This is a genomic window from Acinetobacter schindleri (assembly GCF_010918895.1).
GTDB classification, from domain to species: Bacteria; Pseudomonadota; Gammaproteobacteria; order Pseudomonadales; family Moraxellaceae; genus Acinetobacter; species Acinetobacter schindleri.
Map to the genome: position 1 here is coordinate 3,009,211 of NZ_CP044483.1, position 15,935 is coordinate 3,025,145.

Here is a 15,935-nt window from a genome sequence, read left to right on the forward strand (position 1 = left end):
GATCACCCCATCAGGAGAACGAAGATGAAGAAGACCATCATCGCCTTAGCATTTGCAAGCACTGCCCTGCTTTCAGGCTGTGCAACGACGCCTTCCAAACCACTGACCTTTGATCAGCTCGGCCAGTACAGTACTACACCTCTCAATGCCCAGACTTACCGGATCAGTTTCAAGGCGCGTCCAAACATGAGCTTTGGGACAGCTGAAGAAATTACCTTAGTTAAGGCGGCCCAGACGACTATACAGAATGGTTTCCAGTTCTTTCGGGTGCTGGATGATCCAAGCAACCGTACCCAACGACCTCCGCGTGAAGCAATCGTCTATCCCACACCCATGCCATATCCCTATGGCTATTATCGCCGTCATCCATTTTATTGGCCTGATCCCTTCTATGACATGCCGTATCGTGTCACTGTAGAGCCAGCACAGATTGCCTATACGATTGAATGCTTTAAACAGGGACAGGCGCCCAAAGATGCCTTCGATGCTCGCTTGATTCTACAATCGCTCGGCGCTAAATATGGTCTGAGCCCAACAGGTGAGATACTGCAGCCACAGCCTGTGACTATGACTAAATAGGAGTCTTTATGCAGACAGAGACCAGTTCACCGAGCCTGCAACGCAGTAAACGTTTTGCCACCATTGCCTTAATTGTGGCTGTCGTCACCTGGCTGGCACTGATGGTCGCTGCCAAATTACTGCCAGAATATGTATGGTTGATCCATATCCTGATGCTGTCTGCAGAAGCAGGTGTGGTAGGTGGAATGGCAGACTGGTACGCAATTACCGTTCTGTTCCGCAATCCTTTTGGCAAGTTGCCCATTCCCAGGTTTCTGCGTGACCACACCGAGATCATTCCACGCAATAAGGCCCGTATTGCCGAGTCGATGGGTCGCTTTGTGCAGGAAAACTTCCTGTCTCCACAAATTGTGGAGCGTAGTCTGGCCAGTACCGACCTGAGCCTGGCAGCAGGCCGCTGGCTGGCAAATCCGGAGAATAACCGTCAGGTGACTCAGGTCATCCAGCAGACTGCTCCACGGATCTTTGAATTTGTCGGTCAGGAACAGATTTCCGGCTTTATTCAGAGCAATAGTGTGCAATGGGTGAAAAGCACCCAGATCAATCATCTGGCCAGTGAGATGTTGCGCGCTGTACTGGAAAATGATTTTCATCAGGATGTTCTGCAACGTGGCCTCGATCTGGCACATGCCTGGATGACGTCACATCCGGAGCAGACCCGTGAACTGACCCGTACCCTGTTTAAGGAAATGGGGGTGTGGAAATTGGCAAAGGGTGCCAGCTGGATCGGGATTGACGTGCAACAGCGTAGCATCGACTCGGTAATTCAGCGCGTCGAAGCCATGCTGGCAGATCCGGATCATCCTTGGCGCTTAAAGATTGAAGAGTCTGCCCATCAGCTGATGCTGCAACTGGCTGACAATGATAGTGATGCCAGTCAACGTCTAAATTCTGCTAAAGATGCCCTGCTGGACAGCCCACAGGTACTGAACTTCATTAGTGGTGCCGTGGTGATTCTCTGTGATGCGATCAAGGCAGATCTGGAAAAACCGGATTCCGGTATTGCAGAGAATCTACGTATTGCCATTCAGCAAGTGGGTGAAAATATCATTTCCAACAGTTCAGTCCGTGAATTACTGAATAACCGTATGAGTAATATGGCAGTTGACTTAAGTGATCAATACAGCGAGAAAGTCATCCGTTTTATCAGTGAACGGATTCATGAATGGGATTCACGTGAAATGATTGACAAGATTGAAAATGAGGTCGGTGGCGATCTGCATATGATCCGGGTCAACGGCGTGGTGGTCGGGGCCTTTATCGGCCTGGTATTGGGGATTATCCGGGCCATTGTCGAATATGTGCTTTGATTTAGGGTATGCTCAAATCTCAGGGATTGAGCTATCGTCCAAGTTTCTATTTGTCAGATAATAATCCTACGAAACCTTAAGCGTGTTTTAAGCAGTACAAGGTCAGGTGTAGTTCCTGCTAGAACAATCTTGGTAATCCTTTTGTCCTGCTTAATCTTAAAAAGCTGGAGATCTTCCTGCTTGCTCTAGTGCAAGCCAGAGTCCTGAAAATTGATCATTCGGGCCAGCTGTATACTTTTCAAAATCGGCAGGTAAATCAACTCAATCAACGCGTGAGTTGTATGCAATCAATAAATCTACTTCGGTAGTTGTGAGCCACTCATATCCACCAACAGGCCAGTGAGCTTACGTACGAATGGCAACAATAGCAGCACGATCGGAAAAGCGAACGCCCAGGAAATCATCCAGTTATGCAGCCATAATGAAATAAAACCTTCAATCCAGCCCAAAGTACGCAGCATATTAATGAAAGAAATGATACCGCTCATCAGGCAGGACAGGATGAAAGGGATAATTATCAGTGCCCATTTAGCGGGAAGTTTAGGAGTATTGCCAAAGATAACCGGACGTTGTTGCGAATCCACTGCAAGCTCTTTTTGTTATTTCAATCTGGTTAATATAGGCTATTTTCAGTGATTGAGGATTCATTTTTATAGCAAATTTTGCAACTTGCTTATTACGATATTCTTTATGTGATATACGAACGAATAAATGACAATTTTGTATAAATCTTCCAGCTACCGATCGTATATTTTTTATTCCCCATAAATGGTTTTACCTAAAGAGTCGGAAATTTGCTATATTTGCTGTTTTTCTGCGATATCTATTTTCGACTGATTATGAATACGGCAATCCAAGCAGCTCTCGATCATGCAGTGCAAACCTTACAGGCACAAAACGTACTCCCATCTGACTGGAACAATACAAGTAATTTGACGCGTACCAAAGACCGTAGCCACGGTGACTTTGCATCAAATATTGCCATGATCGCGTCTAAAGCTGCGGGTATGAAGCCGCGTGATTTAGCAGAAAAAATCCTTGCAGCCTTGCCAGAAGTTGCAGATATCAGCAAAGCCGAGATTGCAGGCCCGGGTTTCATTAACTTCTTCCTGAATGCTGACCAGCGTTTCGCAGTTCTGGACCAGATCCAGGCGCAACAAGCGACTTATGGTCGTACCCAGGCCAATGCGGAAAAACGCATCCAGGTGGAATTCGTTTCTGCGAATCCAACTTCTAGCCTGCATGTGGGTCATGGCCGTGGTGCTGCATATGGTATGACCGTAGCGAACCTGTTAGAGGCAACAGGTGCGAAAGTTGACCGCGAATATTATGTGAATGATGCTGGCCGCCAAATGGATATTCTGGCGACTTCAACTTATTTACGTTATCTGGAATTGACTGGCCAAGAACTGGTATTCCCGAAAAATGCCTATCAAGGCGACTATGTTAAAGAGATCGCACAAAGCATTATCGACCAGGATGGCGATGCCTATGTACGCCCGGTAGCAGATGTCTACAAAGACGTACCTGAAGATGTGCAGTTTGCGGCTGAACCGGATGCTGAAGGCAATAAAGTCGTACTTTCAGGCGATAAAGAAAAACATATCGATGGCTTGATATTCAATTCTCAAAGCTTAATTGGCGAAGGTTACCGCGTGTTCCATCAAGCAGCGCTTAAAGCGATTCTTGATGATATTAAAGATGACCTTGGTGAATTTGGTGTAACTTTCAACCAGTGGTTCAGTGAAGCGTCTTTGACAGAAAAAATTGAAGAAGCATTACAAACGCTGGATCAACGTGGTTTCTTATACGAAAAAGATGGCAATATCTGGTTCAAATCAACTGAATTTGGTGATGAAAAAGACCGTGTGGTCAAACGCCGTAATGGTCAAACGACTTATTTCGCATCTGACATTGCATACCATTTAAATAAACTCCAACGTGGCTATACCGATATCATTGATATCTGGGGTTCAGACCATCACGGTTATATCGCACGTGTAAAAGCCGCAATTGATGCACTGGGTTATGATTCGAAGAAACTGACTGTGCTGTTAGTGCAGTTCGTCAGCTTATGGCGTGGTGGTGAGATGGTGCAAATGTCATCTCGTTCAGGTCAGTTCGTGACTTTACGCGACCTGCGTAAAGAAGTAGGTAATGATGCAGCACGTTTCTACTATGTGATGCGTAAGTCTGAACAGCATATTGACTTTGACCTTGATCTTGCAGTGTCACAAAGCAAGGATAACGCTGTGTACTATATCCAGTATGCCCATGCACGTATCTGCCGTATGTTAGAAAAGGCTATTGCGACTGGCGTGAACTTTGATGCTGTGGCTGCACGTGGTCTGGCCGCTAAGCTCGAGCTGGATGCTGAAACTGAAATCCTGGCAAAACTGGCAGCCTACCCTGAGATTGTGGTTCGTGCTGCAAACAGCTATGAACCGCACCAGGTGGGTAACTATCTGAAAGAATTAGCTGCATTGTTCCATGGTTGGTACAATGAGAACAAAGTACTCGGTGATGATGCTGAACTGACTCAAGCTCGTCTGCTTTTGTCTGTAAATGTACGTCAAGTGCTCCGTAATGGTCTGGAACTTCTTGGCGTATCAGCTCCTGAGAGCATGTAAGCAAAGCACTGCTTTGCATGCTCGCAAGACTAGAGCTGGGCTCGAAGTGGAAATGTAAAGCACTGCTTTTACATTGATGCAAGAAGGTAAATAGTCAAAGCACTGCTTTGCATGCTCGCAAGACGAGAGCTCTGCTTGAAGTAAGCACGCAAGCAGACAGCCAAAACTATGAACTAGATGTCCGATTTGACATCTAGTTCATAAAAATATCCTGTGGAGTGGGTGATTTGTATAATGACATTTGTATTACGATCACATACGATGCAGAGAGTAAGGCATAACACCGGTTATGCCTTTTTCTGTCTGGTAAAATAAATACAAGAGGAAATCTCCAGTGTTTGGAAAAACGCAACGCGGTGTATCTGAACGTCCGAATAAGCCAAAGAAGCCATTGATTCCTGCATGGCTAGGCACACTCGTGATCATTTTAATCGTGTTAAGTTTTTTGGTGGCGCTCATGCTGTGGAAGCCATGGGAACCTGTAAAACCAAACAATGATCAGATCACTTCTCAGCATTATGAAGAGGAAGACACCAACAAGGATTATCGCTTCTATGACCTGTTGCCGAAACAGCAGGTTACTCCAATTCCTGAACAGGCTGTGCCTGAAACCAATAAACAGGATGCTGTGGTCATTGTAGAAGCTCCTCAAACTGAGGAAGCTGCATCTGAAACTGTGAATGAGCCGGGACTGGTAACTGAAGAACCTGCTGCACCAGTAGCGACCTATATTCTACAAGTACGCAGTTTTGATGACCCGGATCAGGCTGATGCACGCCGTGCCGAGATTATCCTGAATGGCCTATCTGCGGATGTGGTCAGAAGCGTTGAAAATGGCAAGGTCTGGTACCGTGTGGTTTCCGGTCCTTATGATTCTGTAGAAGCGGCAGTGATTGCACAACAGACTTTGCAGCATAGTGGTATCGATTCGATTGTTGTGAAGCAATAAATAAATTCTAGATCTAAAAAAAGCGCCTGATGGCGCTTTTTTTTGTACCTTTTAATTCCTCCCTTTTCAAAGGAAGGTCGGGAGGAATTTTCTTAAACGGTATGCCCTAAAGCTTCACCCATCAATACTGTTGAATTGGCTTTAAACTTCTCATCCCATTGCATCTTGTTTTCTTCAAACAGAATGACAGCCGTTGAGCCTAGGTAGAAACGGCCAAGTTCTGCACCTTTTTCTAGGAACAGATTATGCTGGTTCAATTCAATCCGGCCTGAAGGTTTTACTTTACCCGTAGCAACCGTTTCAATACCGGCGACGATCATGGCCCCAACAAGCACCACTGCCATACGACCAAGCTCAGTATCAAACAGGCACACCATGCGCTCATTACGTGCAAACAGGCCTGGAATATTTTCTGCTGTCGTCTGATTGACCGAGAACAGTTCACCCGGTACATACAGGGTTTCTGTCAGTGTGCCAGCAAATGGCATATGCACACGGTGATAGTCACGTGGGGACAGATATACTGTGGCAAATTCACCATTTTTAAAGGGCTGCGCCAGTTGTGGATCGGCAATCAGATTTTCAACTGTAAACTTTTGACCTTTGGCCTGGAACACATCACCATTTTCAATCTTGCCAAGCTGGGAAATGGCACCATCGGCAGGAGAAACAATACTGCCTTGGTCAGCGTCGACCGCACGCACTCCGGTTCTTAGACCGCGGGTAAAGAAATCATTAAATGACTTGAACTTCAAGGCATTGGTCTGCTCCGCAATCGACATATCGATGCCGTATTTGGCTTTAAAAGCAGAAATCACCGCAGTTTTTACAACCGGATTTTCACTGGCTGCAATTTTACCTACCACACGAGACAGACGATGCTGTGGCACCACTTTCTGAGCCTGGATAAATAATTGTTGTTTTAAACGCGATGTGATGCTCAAGATGGCAACTCCCCTGTAGCGATTGGACTATCGAGGCGGTTGCCCCATTCACTCCACGCACCGTCATAAGCCTGAATTTTCCAGCCGAGCAGACGTCCTAAGATATAGGCCAGCCCGGAGCGGTGATGTGACTGACAGTACACCACCACAGGCTGCTTAAGATTAAAACCCAGTTGTTCCAGGCGCTGTTGTGTGCGCTGCAAAGGGTGTAATTTTAAATGATTTTCACGGTTAAGGGCAGTACTCCACTCAAAATGACGTGCTCCCGGAATGTGACCGCCGCGTCGTGCTGTCAGACGCAGGCCGGTATATTCATCTTCAGTACGACAATCCCAGAGCTGGATCTGCCCTTGCTCGACCTGCTGACGTAGGGCTTCATAGTCAATCCGTACTGCATTTTCCTGGTTAAGGTTGATCTGCACCAGCTGTTCGACTGGCTCCAGCTTCACCGGATCAGAAGAAGTCGGCAGCCCAGCCGCTAACCAGGCATGAATACCGCCATTGAGTAAGCTGGTGTTCTCAAATCCTAAACAATGTAAGTTCCATAACAGACGCCCTGCCCAAGCCCCACCTTCATCATCATAAGCCACGACATGATGCTCAGGAGAAATATTCAGATAACGAACCAGTGCTTCCAGGCCTTCTTGATCCGGTAATAAACCCAAAGCTTGCTCTTCCTGACGAACCAGCATTTTTGGCTGTAAATGGAGTGCATGCGGAATATGCAACTGTTCATAAACAGAGGCACGACTCAGGTCAACAATACGGAGTTTTTCATTGCCCAGATGCGGCACCAAGTCTTCTGTTTCTATCAGCAGACCCAAATTAAAAGCTGAAGCTGTCATCGTTATCATAGGTGTTATGGTTCAAATCAGTCTGATCTTAGCACAGCTCATTTTTACAATTATGCGGTTTTTATTGGGTTATTTATCACAATTTATGCTAACGACCCTAACACACAGGACATTGCATAAAAAAACCGCCTCAGGTTGGAGACGGCTGATTGAGATTACTGTTCAGCGACTTCGCTGATGTCAAATACCTGACGCAGATACGCAAGGAAGGTATCATTGTCGGTCATGGTTTTTCCTGGACTGTCGGAAATTTTTGCGACTGACTGACGGTTACATTCCACCAGTTTCAGCACGATATTCAGCGGTGTCTGCCCCATGTCATTGGTCAAATTCGTTCCGATCCCGAAGCTGACCTGGAAGCGATCTTTGAAGTACTGATGCAGTTTCCAGGCTTTTTCCAGATTCAGGCCATCACTGAAAGTCAGCATCTTGGTTTTGCTGTCTATTTTCAGTTTTTTATAGTGGGCATAGGCTTTATCGCCCCATTCGTAAGGATCGCCACTGTCATGACGCAGGCCATCAAACAGCTTGGCAAAATACAGGTCGAAATCACGTAAGAAGGCATCCATCCCGACCACATCAGTCAGGGCAATTCCCAGATCACCACGATATTCCTGCACCCAGGTTTCAAGTGCTGCTTTCTGAAAATCACGTAGGCGTACATCCAGTGCCTGGAAAGCTTGCAGGAATTCATGTGCCATCGTACCAATTGGCGTAATACCCAATTCTTTGGCTAATAGTACATTACTGGTTCCACGGAAGACTTGTGGCGCTGCCTTATTAAATTCTTCCACCACATGCTTTTGCCACTCGAAGCTGTAACGGCGGCGGGTACCAAAATCAGATACCAGAAATGGCGGATCATTTGAATCCTGCGAAGCATCGTACTGTTTCAGCAGTTCCATTTTGGCCTGCAGCCGACGTTCACCTTCTATCAGCACTTCTGGAGTACGGATCCGGCTGAAATACAGTTCGTTGACAATCGCCAGGACAAAGATTTCAAACATCATAGCCTGAACCATTGGGCCTTCAACGGTAATGTCTAAACGACCTTCACTGTCGATGGTCGCCTTGATAAAGCGGCGTTTGAGCTGGAACAGCTCCAGATAATCCACAAAATCACTTTTGATAAAACGCAAGCTGCGTAAATACTGTAGTTCATCTTCTTTAAATTTCAGCTGGCACAGCAGATCAAGCTGATGGTTCAGATCATCCAGGATATCCGTGAGTGGATAAACCGTATCTTCAAGATTACGGCAACGGAAATGATAAAGACTGTGCGTTTGCGGAAACTTGTGTAATACCACTTGTAACATGGTGAATTTGTACAAGTCAGTATCAAGCAGGGATTGGATGATTGACGCCATAACTTAGGAAATATCGCTGTGCTTATCTTTGCATTAAAGCATAAAAAGCCCTGCAATATTGCAGCAATTACATACAGCCAGGAGAAATATAGACCAAAGTACTGCTATAAATAACAGCCTATTTGTCTGCTTTTGTTTTAGGTTTTTCTGCTTCCTGGATGATTTTTTGTAGCTGTTTTTCCTGGCCAATCACTTTAGCAAATTCAGCCGTGGTTTTTTGTCCGGCCTTTTTGGCTTGGGCATCACAATCCATCTGACGCAGCTGCTTGGCAATGGCAAATTCCATTTTGAACAAGGCACCCATTAAAGCCGTATTGCCGCGGTTGTCTCGGGCACAGCGGTCTGCACCATGTTTCAACAAGGTTGTAACAATACTCTGATGACCATAATAGGTCGCCATCATCAGCGGGGTATAACCGTCTTTATTGCGCACATCGACCGGAAAGCCATGCTTTAAAAATTCGTTGATAACTTCGCTATTACCAATTTTGGCCGCAGCAAAGAACAGGTCGACCAATTCCTGTTGTGAGGTCATCTGAACGCTTGCCGCAGTTTTTGCAGGGGAGATACTCTTTACTTCAGCAGCAGTTGCGAATGCGGAACTGAAGGCAAGAATACTGGCTAAAAATGCTTCTGGCATAAATTTCATGATGAACTCCAACAGAAATCGAAAAGAAAATTTCAGTCACTCAGGATTCAATTCACCTGAGATGAGATAGAAACGGAGTGCCTGTAAAACTCCCCCTAGGGTGCAGGAAAGGTTTGGAGTTTTACAGGACTTTTCGGAGGTGATGCACTATGCCCTAGTCACCAGTTCCTCAAGACCAATCGAGATTAGTCTTTTAATTTTGCAGCTTTGGCTTTAACCGTCGCCAAGTTACCGTTCACCGCTTTGGTCATACGGGTACCGTAGTCTGCATCTGCTTTATAGAAATAAGACAACATGATGTGCTTGGTTTCTGAATCTTTCACTGCACCTAAGTCAGCAGCCAGGTTCATGATCAGGTCATCTTTCTCTTTAGCTGTGTATGAGCGGTAAAGTTCACCAGCCTGCTTGAAGTTCTGCTCTTTCACGCCAATTTGCTGTACATGACCAGATAATGGTGTTTGTACCGCACGTGCTTTTTCAGTGGCAGCTTTTGGCTCTTTACGGCTTGGCTCATAGTTCACGTCCGAGTCACGCTCAGAGACATTCATGTAGCCATCCTGGTTGTTGTTATTCACATTTACCACTGGACGGTTGACCGGAATCTGCTGATGGTTTGCACCCAGACGGTACATTTGTGTATCTGAGTAAGAGAAGATACGGCCTTGTAACAGACGGTCTTCTGATGGCTCGATCCCCGGAACCAGGTTACCTGGCGCAAACGCCGACTGTTCAGTCTCGTTGAAGAAGTTCTTCGGCATACGGTTCAGGGTCAAGGTACCGACTTTGGTTTCTGGAACCAGCTCAGTTGGCCAGATTTTAGTTGGATCTAGCGGATCGAAATCAAACTTGCCCAGGTCTTTAGGATCAATCACCTGAATGTACAAGTCCCATTTCGGGAAATTACCCGCATAGATGTTGTTATAAAGATCATTGGTCAAGTGGTTGAAATCTTTACCTTGCTGCTCAGCCGCTTCTTTCACGTTCAAGCCCTTCACGCCTTGTTTCGAACGGAAGTTGAATTTCACGTACTTGTATTCGCCTTTGTCGTTATACAGTTTGTAAGCGTGAACACCAAAACCGTCCTGTTCGCGATAGCTGGTTGGAACACCTTGCTTGCCGTACACATAAGTCAGCATGTTGGTTGCCCATGGCTGGCTCGACAGGAAGTCAAACACACGGTTGGCATCTTGTACGTTAGTCACCGGGCTTGGCTTCATGGCATGAATGAAGTCCGGGAACTTGATTGCATCACGGATAAAGAAGACCGGTGTCTGGTTACCGACCAAGTCCCAGTTACCTTCTTGTGTGTAGAACTTCACTGCGAAACCGTGCGGGTCACGTAAAGTCTCTGGTGAACCTTTACCATGAATTACGGTAGAGAAGCGTAAGAAAACTGGAGTTTTAGTACCGGCTTTAAACAATGAAGCAAGGGTCAGATCAGACAGGTCTTTGGTTGCAACAAATTCACCATAAGCACCCGTACCACGCGCATGTACCACACGCTCAGGAATACGCTCACGACCAAAACGTTGTAATTTTTGAACTAATTGTACATCTTGAAGTAAAACGGAACCATTTGGACCAGCAGTGATCGAGTTCTGGTTATCCCCCACTGGCGCGCCGTTATCTTTAGTTAATGGGGCAGCTTGTGCGGCTGTGACAGTTGCAAGCATTGCAACCAGTAATGAACGCTTAAACATTTCTAAATCTCTCAATTTATTACCTTTCCTGCATGGGCTAAGATACTCGAGAGTAAAAAATAGATAAAACAGATAATTTTTATAAATTCAATCGTGTTTTTGGATTGTTTAAAATATTATCAAATATAGTCAATAGATTAGAATGAATTTTAAGCAGAGTTAATCTGCAGACTTGCTGCGGTTCTTGTACAATGCACATAATTTTCAGTTTTTGAGTCAAATATGCGCGCATTATTACAGCGAGTGCTAGAAGCCAAAGTCGTTGTTGAGGGTGAAACAACCGGAGAAATTCAGCACGGTATCTTGGTCTTTTTAGGGATTGGCAAGGAAGATACCTTAGAAAAAGGTCAAAAGCTGATTGATAAAATCCTAAAATACCGTTTCTTTGATGATGAACAGGGAAAAATGGGCTGGAACGTTGCCCAGGCGGGCGGTGGTTTATTGCTGGTTTCACAGTTTACCCTGATGGCCCAAACCCAAAAAGGTTTACGTCCTGACTTCGGTCCGGCCATGCCACCGGCTGAAGCAAAAGACTTGTATGAACAGCTGGTTGAATATGCACAAAGCCAGTTCGATCATGTACAAACTGGTATTTTTGCCGCCGATATGAAAGTTCATCTGGTCAATGATGGACCTGTGACGTTTAATCTGGAAGTTGAATAATAAGCTCTCAGATACTTTTTTCTCGAAATTTTTTCTTTATAAATTATTCTTTTAGATCAGTCTTTATTACTTTGGTTTTGCCTGAATGAGAAGTGGAGCTTCGCAAGGGAGGCATCTTGCGAAGCAATGCTCCTCACCGCAAAACTCGTCAGGTCTGATCAATGAATATATGTCTCGCAGAAACAATCTTTCTTAAATCTAGTCTTACCTGAAACAGTTGCTGATTACGTTTCACGTGTCCAATATTTTCTAAGCTCGAAAAAAATGCTAACCAATTATTTAATTGACTAGCATTCCAGATCTTTTAAAAAATTTAAATCTTATTTACCAGTTTTCTCTTTAATGAACTGACGTACCAGCTTCACCTTTTCTTTGACTGGTTTTGGCAATTTTGGTGGAAGCATCTTCGCCACCTGATTAAACCAGACCAGCAAGCCAAAGTCACCTTCCATTTTGATAGTGCCGTTTTGCATGCCGGTCATAAATGCGGTTGGGTCACCTTTCATCAAAGTTTTAACACCCTGCTCGCTGTCTGCAAACTGCAATACAAAATCTGCCGGCTCAGCATTACCTGATACAGTATCAATATCGCCGTTATTGACAATAATCTGGCGCGCCAGACCTTCATCTGTACCGATCTGAATACGGAACTGACGCTCATGGACCAATTCAATAAATTTTGGACTGGTACGTGCCAACTGCTTCATACGCAAAGCCAAGCCTGCAACCAGTAAATCAAGCGGGTCGGTACTGAGATCGACCAAAGGAAGTTTCAGGACAGGAATTGACGACAGTTTCATGAGTTATGCCTATTGTAATTGTACGAAAATTGATAGCTATCCTAGCATAAATTACAAGGAGGTTAAGCATGCAGTTTGTAGATGATCGTTAACAAAAAATGCACCCGAAGGTGCATTTGTTTTTATTGTTTTTAATAGCGCAATTATCGGCTGGATAACTGCTGCTGGTCATCTTCATAAACAGGTGTATGTTCGATGCAGCGGCGCTTGGCCAGTGCGCGCTCGGCACGGCGATCTTCACGTAGCAACAATAGAGTTACTATGACCATCACGCTCGATAACGCCGCTAAATAACCATAGGTCATTGGCAGTTCAAATAGTGTCTGTGTTCCCAGGCGAATGACTTCAATCAGCCCCCAGGTAAACATTCCAGCCACCATAAAACTTAACCAGCGACGATACGGCGAGAAGAACACAACAAGTACAGCAGCGGCTACCAGACTAAAGCCCACAATTGTTGCTAAATTCGCTGTTACCATAAAATCCCCTCCGTCCAACCCCAGATCATGCAAGTAATGCAGCGGTTCTCATGGTTGAATGTCGTAAAACCCACTTCGTGGAATATATTGATTTGTCTATCTATGCCAGCATTATGATGAGTTTTTTGACTAAAAAAAGTCCTTTATTTCTGTTCAACGACATATTCTGTCGCGATATTATTTTGTCATTACATTTTTTATTTTTAGAGTTTTTCCGAAACATTTGCCCCATCGATGCTGGCGTGTCATTACAAAATAAACGCCGTTTTTCTGGACTGAAAAAATTATTTTTCCGTTTAAGATGATCGGTATATTTCTATATAGTTCCCTCTACTACTCTTCAGCGCGTGATCAATCAGCATAAAAAAACGCGGCCATTTGACCGCGTTTCTATCTTAAAAATCGCTAATCTCAGGCACGGCTGAGGTCTTTGTCATGTACACCAAGCAGGTACAGTACGCCATCCAGACCGACACTAGAAATCGCCTGATTGGCATTCTGACGGACCAGTGGCTTGGCACGGAATGCCACGCCTAAACCGGCAATCGATAGCATTGGCAGGTCATTGGCCCCATCACCCACGGCAATTGCCTGTTCCAGAGAAATACCCATCTCTTCAGCAATCGTCATTAACAGATGCGCCTTACGCGCACCATCAACAATATGACCTTTGACTTCACCTGTCACCATCCCATCCTCAACATCGAGGACATTGGCATGGACCTCATCAATGCCCAGCTTGGCTTGCAGATGCTCAGCAAAGTACTGGAAACCGCCAGAAAGAATTGCAGTGCGATAACCCAGTGCTTTCAAGGTAGAGATCAGACGTTCTGCACCTTCAGTAATGGTCAGACGTTCTGCGATCTTCGGCAGCACAGATGCATCCATGCCTTTTAGTAGTGCTACACGTGCACGGAAGCTTTGCTGGAAGTCTAACTCGCCCTGCATGGCACGTTCGGTGATTTCAGCCACCTGTGCACCGACACCTGCTTCAATTGCCAGCTCGTCAATCACTTCCTGCTCGATCAGGGTCGAGTCCATATCAAAGCAGACTAGACGACGGTTACGGCGATAAACATTGTCTTCCTGAACTGCAACATCGACATTCAGTGCCGTAGACAGGCTTAGGCAAGCTGTACGCATTGCTGCGGCATCCAGCATCTGGCCTTTCAGGCTGAACTGTACACAGGCACGTTTTGGTCCAGCCTCTGCATCATCACCGTCCAGTACCGGACGACCGGAGAGTCGGGTTACAGTTTCAATATTAAAGCCTTGACTGGACACGATCTGGGTCACGGCTTGCAGGTGGGAAGCCTTTAATTCCGGGGCCAATGCGGTCACGATATAACGGGTCTGACCGCCTTCTTTGACCCATTGATTGTATTCTGTGACAGAGATCGGTTTAAAGCGCACTGTTAACCCGATATCATGTGCTAGAATCAGGATTTCCTTCATGGCTAATGCGGTAGCGGTCTGGTCGTCCGAAGATACAACAATACCTAAGGTCAACTGGTTATGAATAACCGCTTGTCCAACATCCAGGATCTGTAAGGAATGAGCGGACAAAACCCGCATTAATCGTGTAAATTGATTAGGCTGGTCGGGTCCTAAGAATGATATAAGAATGATTTCTCGCATGAATTGACTCGGGTCTGAGCTACAACTATTGTTAGAATCATAATCGAATTTGAATAGAATTGCCTTGGAAGTTTACGTTGAATGCGCCTAGACAAGGGCTATTTGCTAGCCTACTGATTATAAGTTTTGCCCTTCATACCTTCTTACTGGTATTGGCAACCACTCACCAGCTGAATGAAAACCGTGCCAGCCAAGGTCAGCTCATGACCAGTCAACTGGTGACAGACAGCCTGGCTGAGCTGGATCCAGCCAATCGTGTTTCACTGGCTTTACTGGCAAATCGTTATTCCACTAACCCAAGTGTTGCCTCAATTCGCATCCTGGATGCAAATGCTCAGGTTTTAGCCACTGGTGGTCTGACGAAAACCCGAGATGGCGAGGTTTTTGTCCGCGAAGCATTACTTAACGAGAAAAAAGTCGGTTCAGTTGAGATTACTTTGATTGAGCCAAGTATCGGTGAAATTCTGCGTACCCAGTGGACGGCGATTTTATTCTCTTTCATTCTGCATAGTTTATTATGGTTAGCTTATCGCGCCATTGCCCGTCCAAGCCGCAGTGAATACCTGGCGCGCATCAATAATGAATCACGTCTGAAATTTGAAATTCAGACGCTGACTCAGGCACTGGAACAGGAAAAACACAATGCAGCTTTGGCAATTGCTCAGGCACAGCAAGCGGTTCACAATAAGCCAAAGGAAAAAGACAGCACGCCGGCTGTAGTCGAAAAAGATACCCTGTCGCTGAATATCCAGTTCTATGATCCCAAACAGCTGCTGGATTCGGTCAACAAGACTGTGTCTGTGCCTTATTTCAACTTGTGTCAGATCTTCCTAAATAAGGCCACTGAACTGTGCGTACAACATTATAAACTGAACAGTTCGGATGTCTGGACGGTACACAAGTTTGATGAAAAAGGTGCAACACTGAGTATTGCCGCAGACAAGCCCAATGCCCTCGCCTGCCTCACCCTGATCAGCTATGTCTTCCAGTTACTTTCTGAAGTGCTGTACAAACGCTATCGTGAAGATAAACGTTTTGTCTTGCAGACACGCAGCGCGATCGCTTCAAAAGTGGATGAAATGCAGCTGAATTCAACTCAAGCGGCTGAACGTCTGGCACAGCAACTGATAGCGCGTGAAAGTGCGGTACATGTCCCGAATTTCTTACTTAAATCTATTTCTGATCACTATGAACTGGTCAGCATGCCAAATCCAACCAATGTCCTGACCCGTCATGCTTTCGTGATGAATGGGATGGATGCCGAGATGGCAGAACTGGCGCAAAGCTTCCGAACCGATATCCTGAAATCGAAACAGTCCAAAGCCTCCTAATAAATTTTGAAGAGTAAAAAGCCCGATCTTAGCATCGGGCTT

15 protein-coding genes are annotated in these 15,935 nt (G+C 45.5%); 6 read left to right on the top strand and 9 right to left on the bottom strand.

Annotated features, from left to right (window positions below; translation table 11 throughout):
• Positions 1–24 precede the first annotated feature (24 nt).
• Entirely contained in the window at positions 25–579 is a 555-nt protein-coding gene (locus tag FSC11_RS14325; RefSeq protein WP_108619325.1) for a CC0125/CC1285 family lipoprotein, read from the top strand.
• Between the two features lie 8 nt (positions 580–587).
• A complete protein-coding gene (locus tag FSC11_RS14330) occupies positions 588–1,889 on the top strand; it encodes a DUF445 domain-containing protein (protein ID WP_163167608.1) in 1,302 nt (433 codons plus the stop codon).
• Between the two features lie 296 nt (positions 1,890–2,185).
• On the opposite strand, the gene FSC11_RS14335 is transcribed toward FSC11_RS14330, so the two are convergent.
• Positions 2,186–2,473: a DUF2798 domain-containing protein gene (locus FSC11_RS14335; protein WP_004890882.1), complete on the bottom strand. Its 288-nt coding sequence runs from the start codon at positions 2,471–2,473 to the stop codon at positions 2,186–2,188.
• A 255-nt stretch (positions 2,474–2,728) separates the two neighbouring features.
• Here FSC11_RS14335 and argS point away from each other — a divergent pair, with 255 nt between their 5' ends.
• Positions 2,729–4,519, top strand: a complete 1,791-nt coding sequence (argS, locus tag FSC11_RS14340) for an arginine--tRNA ligase (protein ID WP_163167610.1) — start codon at positions 2,729–2,731, stop codon at positions 4,517–4,519.
• Positions 4,520–4,853: 334 nt separating this feature from the next.
• Positions 4,854–5,468, top strand: a complete 615-nt coding sequence (locus tag FSC11_RS14345) for an SPOR domain-containing protein (protein ID WP_163167612.1) — start codon at positions 4,854–4,856, stop codon at positions 5,466–5,468.
• Between the two features lie 92 nt (positions 5,469–5,560).
• Here the strand turns inward: FSC11_RS14345 and asd are convergent, their stop codons facing one another.
• From asd to FSC11_RS14370, 5 genes are all read right to left on the bottom strand, one after another.
• A complete protein-coding gene (gene asd, locus FSC11_RS14350) occupies positions 5,561–6,412 on the bottom strand; it encodes an archaetidylserine decarboxylase (RefSeq protein WP_004813864.1) in 852 nt (283 codons plus the stop codon).
• A complete protein-coding gene (locus tag FSC11_RS14355) occupies positions 6,409–7,257 on the bottom strand; it encodes a sulfurtransferase (RefSeq protein WP_163167614.1) in 849 nt (282 codons plus the stop codon). The genes asd and FSC11_RS14355 overlap by 4 nt, the downstream gene beginning before the upstream one ends.
• A 164-nt stretch (positions 7,258–7,421) precedes the next feature.
• On the bottom strand, positions 7,422–8,633 hold the full coding sequence (gene pncB, locus FSC11_RS14360) for a nicotinate phosphoribosyltransferase (RefSeq protein ID WP_163167616.1): 1,212 nt from the start codon (positions 8,631–8,633) through the stop codon (positions 7,422–7,424).
• Between the two features lie 118 nt (positions 8,634–8,751).
• A complete protein-coding gene (locus tag FSC11_RS14365; RefSeq protein ID WP_111810238.1) occupies positions 8,752–9,282 on the bottom strand; it encodes an ankyrin repeat domain-containing protein in 531 nt (176 codons plus the stop codon).
• Positions 9,283–9,467: 185 nt separating this feature from the next.
• Positions 9,468–10,982: a catalase gene (locus FSC11_RS14370; protein ID WP_163167618.1), complete on the bottom strand. Its 1,515-nt coding sequence runs from the start codon at positions 10,980–10,982 to the stop codon at positions 9,468–9,470.
• 222 nt (positions 10,983–11,204) lie between these two features.
• On the opposite strand from FSC11_RS14370, the gene dtd reads away from it, so the two are divergent.
• Entirely contained in the window at positions 11,205–11,645 is a 441-nt protein-coding gene (gene dtd, locus FSC11_RS14375) for a D-aminoacyl-tRNA deacylase (protein WP_163167620.1), read from the top strand.
• A 320-nt stretch (positions 11,646–11,965) separates the two neighbouring features.
• Here dtd and FSC11_RS14380 read toward each other — a convergent pair whose 3' ends face one another.
• The 3 genes from FSC11_RS14380 to serB form a co-directional block, all read right to left on the bottom strand.
• Positions 11,966–12,445: a hypothetical protein gene (locus FSC11_RS14380; protein ID WP_004813874.1), complete on the bottom strand. Its 480-nt coding sequence runs from the start codon at positions 12,443–12,445 to the stop codon at positions 11,966–11,968.
• 143 nt (positions 12,446–12,588) lie between these two features.
• Positions 12,589–12,924, bottom strand: a complete 336-nt coding sequence (aciT, locus tag FSC11_RS14385; protein ID WP_004890907.1) for a ciprofloxacin tolerance protein AciT — start codon at positions 12,922–12,924, stop codon at positions 12,589–12,591.
• A gap of 411 nt (positions 12,925–13,335) precedes the next feature.
• A complete protein-coding gene (serB, locus tag FSC11_RS14390) occupies positions 13,336–14,562 on the bottom strand; it encodes a phosphoserine phosphatase SerB (RefSeq protein ID WP_163167622.1) in 1,227 nt (408 codons plus the stop codon).
• Positions 14,563–14,639: 77 nt separating this feature from the next.
• Here serB and FSC11_RS14395 point away from each other — a divergent pair, with 77 nt between their 5' ends.
• Complete coding sequence (locus tag FSC11_RS14395; protein ID WP_004890913.1) at positions 14,640–15,893, top strand: hypothetical protein; 1,254 nt, start codon at positions 14,640–14,642, stop codon at positions 15,891–15,893.
• The last annotated feature ends 42 nt before the right edge of the window (positions 15,894–15,935 follow it).